This is a genomic window from Arthrobacter sp. H41 (assembly GCF_000520535.1).
Taxonomy (GTDB): domain Bacteria; phylum Actinomycetota; class Actinomycetes; order Actinomycetales; family Micrococcaceae; genus Arthrobacter_D.
The window spans coordinates 1-3852 of the sequence record NZ_AZRZ01000464.1; the positions used below are offsets into that span (position 1 = coordinate 1).

Annotated in this window: 3 protein-coding genes; 1 reads left to right on the forward strand and 2 read right to left on the reverse strand. The window is 66.5% G+C overall.

Features of this window, described 5'->3' with window-relative positions:
• A partial coding sequence (locus tag Y705_RS0101390; protein ID WP_026531573.1) for a GTP-binding protein occupies positions 1-888 on the reverse strand: 888 nt, incomplete at its 3' end.
• A 222-nt stretch (positions 889-1110) separates the two neighbouring features.
• On the opposite strand from Y705_RS0101390, the gene Y705_RS23365 reads away from it, so the two are divergent.
• Positions 1111-1239 carry a hypothetical protein gene (locus Y705_RS23365; RefSeq protein WP_275450789.1) on the forward strand — a complete coding sequence of 43 codons (129 nt, stop codon included), beginning with the start codon at positions 1111-1113 and terminating at the stop codon, positions 1237-1239.
• Between the two features lie 108 nt (positions 1240-1347).
• Here Y705_RS23365 and Y705_RS0101400 read toward each other — a convergent pair whose 3' ends face one another.
• Complete coding sequence (locus tag Y705_RS0101400; protein WP_026531574.1) at positions 1348-3828, reverse strand: glycoside hydrolase family 65 protein; 2481 nt, start codon at positions 3826-3828, stop codon at positions 1348-1350.
• Positions 3829-3852: the final 24 nt, after the last annotated feature.

The window sequence follows — 3852 nt, forward strand, 5'->3', positions numbered from 1 at the left end:
CCGCCGCTCGTCGTCGATCGACGGACGGGGCGACGGCGCCGGGCCGAGCTCCACGAGAATGTCGAGGAGCTGCGAGACGCCGAAGTTCTTCGCCGCCGCAGCGAACAGCACGGGGGTCTGGCGGGCCGCAGCGAATTCGGCCGGGTCGAAGTCCCCGTTCGACGCCGCCACCAGCCCCGCTTCCTCCTGCGCCTCGAGCCAGACGCCGGCCTCGAGGGGAGGAAGGGCTTCGACCTCCACCACGGTCTCCTCGGCAGCCTGGGCCCCGCCGCCGATCGCCTCGAGGCGCACGGCCTTGCCTTCGCGTACATCCAGCAGCCCCTGGAAGTCCCCGGCGATGCCGGCGGGCCACGTCAGGGGGACCGGCACCATGCCGGTGCGCTCGCCGACGTCGTCGATCAGGCCCAGGGCGTCGAGGCCCGGACGGTCCCACTTATTGATGACGGTGATGATGGGGATGTTCCGCGCCTTGCAGACGGCCAGCAGCTTCACGGTCTGCGGCTCGAAGCCCTTGGCGGCATCGATGAGCATGACCGCGGAATCCACCGCGGCGAGCACGCGGTAGGTGTCCTCGGAGAAGTCGGCGTGCCCGGGGGTGTCCACCACGTTGAGGATGGTGTCCCGGTAGGTGAGCTGCAGTGCCGCCGAGCTGATGGAGATACCGCGCTCCTGCTCGATGCCCATCCAGTCGGACACCGTGGTGTGACGGCTGGACTTGCCGTGCGTGACGCCGGCGTCCTGGATGGCGCGGGCCAGGAGCGCGAGGGCCTCCGTGAGGGTGGATTTACCGGCGTCGGGGTGGGAGATGACGGCGAAGGTGCGCCTCCGGCCCGCTTCATGGCGGATGGCGTCGGAGTCGAGAACAGGGGCTTCGGTAAGAACGGGCACACTCCATTGTCCCCGATCCGTGCGGACGCTCGGTATGGGGGCGCGAGCTGTGTCCGGCACGCCCTGCGCACAACCCGATGGGCCAAAAAATCAAGCTGCACGATTTGCAGGAGCCGGCGGCCCCGGTGGTGGACGCGGCATGCGCTCGGAGCACAGGATGGATGAGTCAGACCGTGGCTGCCGGAACGTGGCCACGGGCCGGAAAATGGAGAGGATTCACCCATGGCGGATATTGGCGGCTTGGCGGATAAGGGCAAGGACTACGCGAAGGACAACCCCGAGAAGGTTGAACAGGGCAAGGACAAGGCAAAAGACGCCCTTGACGGGAACAAGGAAAGCGACCAGAAGTAGGACCGCTTCCGCAACGAAGCCGGGCTGCCCTTCGGGGCTGCCCGGCTTTCCTGGTGTACCGGCGAGCTGCAGGCTTCACACCGCCGACGAAACCGTCGGCGCGGCAGGCTAGGGGTTGATCGTGATTCGGGGGATCGACGAAGTGACAATTGAACCGTCTGCGCGGCGGGTTCCCTCGATGTCGCTCGTGGTCGGGGTGCCGGTCAGGCGCGGGCCGTGGTGACCAAGCCTGACAGTGACAGGATGACCGGCCTCCAGGTATACGGATTCGCCGTAGACCGCGACCGCGGCCGACCGGCCTGACTCCACCGTCAGCGTGATGGCATCCTGGGTGACGTCGGCACGCACCCGCGTGCCGTGCAAGGTGATGCGGAAGCTCACGCGTGTCCAGGTCTCGGGGAGACGCGGTTCGAAGGTGATGCGGCCGCCGTGGTCGCGCATCCCGCCGAACCCGTAGACGAGGGCGCTCCATACGCCACCGGTCGACGCAACGTGGATACCGTCCGAGGTGTTGCGGTGAAGGTCGGAAAGGTCGACGAACAGGGAGGAGAGAAAGTATTTCAGCGCCAGGTGGTGGTAGCCCACCTCGGCGGCGATGATCGACTGGACCACCGCGGACAGGGTCGAGTCCCCCGTGGTCAGGGCTTCGTAGTATTCGAAGTCGGAGCGCTTCTGTTCGGCCGTGAAGTCGTTGCCCTGAAGGTGGAGGGCGAGGACGACGTCGGCCTGCTTAAGTACCTGGAAACGGTAGATCACGAGCGGATGGTAGTGCAGCAGCAGCGGCCGCTTGCACGCCGGCGTGTGCTCGAGGTCCCACAACTCCTTCTCGAGGAATGCGGCGTCCTGGGGGTGGATGCCCGCGCGCACATCGAAGGGGATATGCATCTTGTCCGCTGCACGCAACCACTCGTGGCACTCGTCTTCCTGCAGGCTCAGGCGGGAGACCATCCGTTCGTAGGCGACGGGTTCGAGGTTCCTGAGCAATGCGACCGCCCGGGCGGCCGACCGGAGGTTGGCGCGCGCCATGACGTTCGTATAGAGGTTGTCGTTGACGACGGTGGTGTACTCGTCGGGTCCGGTGACCCCGTGGATATGGAAATGGTCGTCGCCGTTGCTGCGCCAGAAGCCCAGATCGGCCCACAGCCGTGCTGTCTCGACAAGGATGTCGATCGCCCCGCGGGTGAGGAAGTCCTCGTCGCCCGTCGCGGCGATGTACTGCATGAGCGCATAGGAGATGTCGGCGTCGATGTGATACTGCGCGGTGCTGGCTGCGTAGTAGGCCGACGACTCCTGACCGTTGATCGTGCGCCACGGGAACAGCGCGCCGCGCTGGTTCAGTTCGGCCGCACGCGAGCGCGCCTGTTCGAGCATGGCCTGGCGGAAGCGGAGGGCGTTCCGCGCAACCAGGGGGGCGGTGTAGCTGAGGAAGGGGAGGACGTAGACCTCGGTGTCCCAGAAGTAGTGGCCCCCGTATCCGGACCCGGACACGCCCTTCGCCGCGATGCCGCCGCCGTCGGTGCGGGCCGTGGACTGCGCGAGCTGGAACAGGTTCCAGCGGACCGCCTGCTGGATGGCGGGCTGCCCCTCCACCTCGACGTCGGAGCGCCGCCAGAAGTCGGCGAGCCACTCCCTCTGCTTTCGGTACTGCTCATCGACGGAGGTCTCGCGGGCGCGGTCGAGGGTGCGGCCGCAGCGATCGGCGAGCTCGCGCACGGGAACGCCGCGGGAGGTGTGATACGTGATGGTCTTGATGAGACGGACAGGACGGCCGGGCTCCGCCGCCACGCGGTAGACGTGCTTGGCGAGGTCGTCGTCGATCGAAGAGGTCTGGTCCCACTCGTTCTCGGTGATCAACTGGTGTTCGGCACCGCAGGCGAGGGTCATCGAGGAATTGGTGGTGCGGTATCCGAGCAGGTATCGGGAACCGTCGGCGCGCTTGAGGCGCGGTTGAAGGACCCGTTCCCGAAACGATTCCGCCTTCCGTGGATCGAAGACGCCGTTTTCCGCGGCGGGACCCGCGGGGTACTCGTCGACCCCGTCCTGTCGGTTCAGGATCTGGCTGGAGATGAGGACGGATGCTTCGGCGTCGAGCATTTCGACCTCGTAGTCGATGACCGCGAGATGACGATCGGTGAAGGAAACCATCCGGCGCGACCGGACAAGGACACGTTTACCGGAGGGCGTTCGCCACTCCAGTTCCCGCACCAGGGCGCCGTCGACGAAATCGAGGCGGCGCGAGTATCGCAGGATGTCCGCCTCCGTCAGGACGAACGGTTCGTCGTCGACGTAGAGGCGGATGATCTTCGCGTCGGGGACGCTGACGATCGTCTGTCCTACACTCGCGAAGCCGAACGCCTCCTCAGCGTGCTGGATCGGCCAGGTCTCGTGAAAGCCGTTGACGTACGTGCCGTTCGCGTACCCGTCGCGCCCCTCCTCCACATTGCCGCGGAGGCCGAGGTAGCCGTTGCCGACGGAGAAGAGCGTCTCGGTGCGGCCCTGAATATCGACGTCGAACTCTGTTTCGACAAGGGCCCACTCGTCCACCGGGAAGTGGTTGCGGTCGAGCGGGTCGGTGGTGATGAGGTTCATGCGGCGATGTCCTGGGCTACGGGG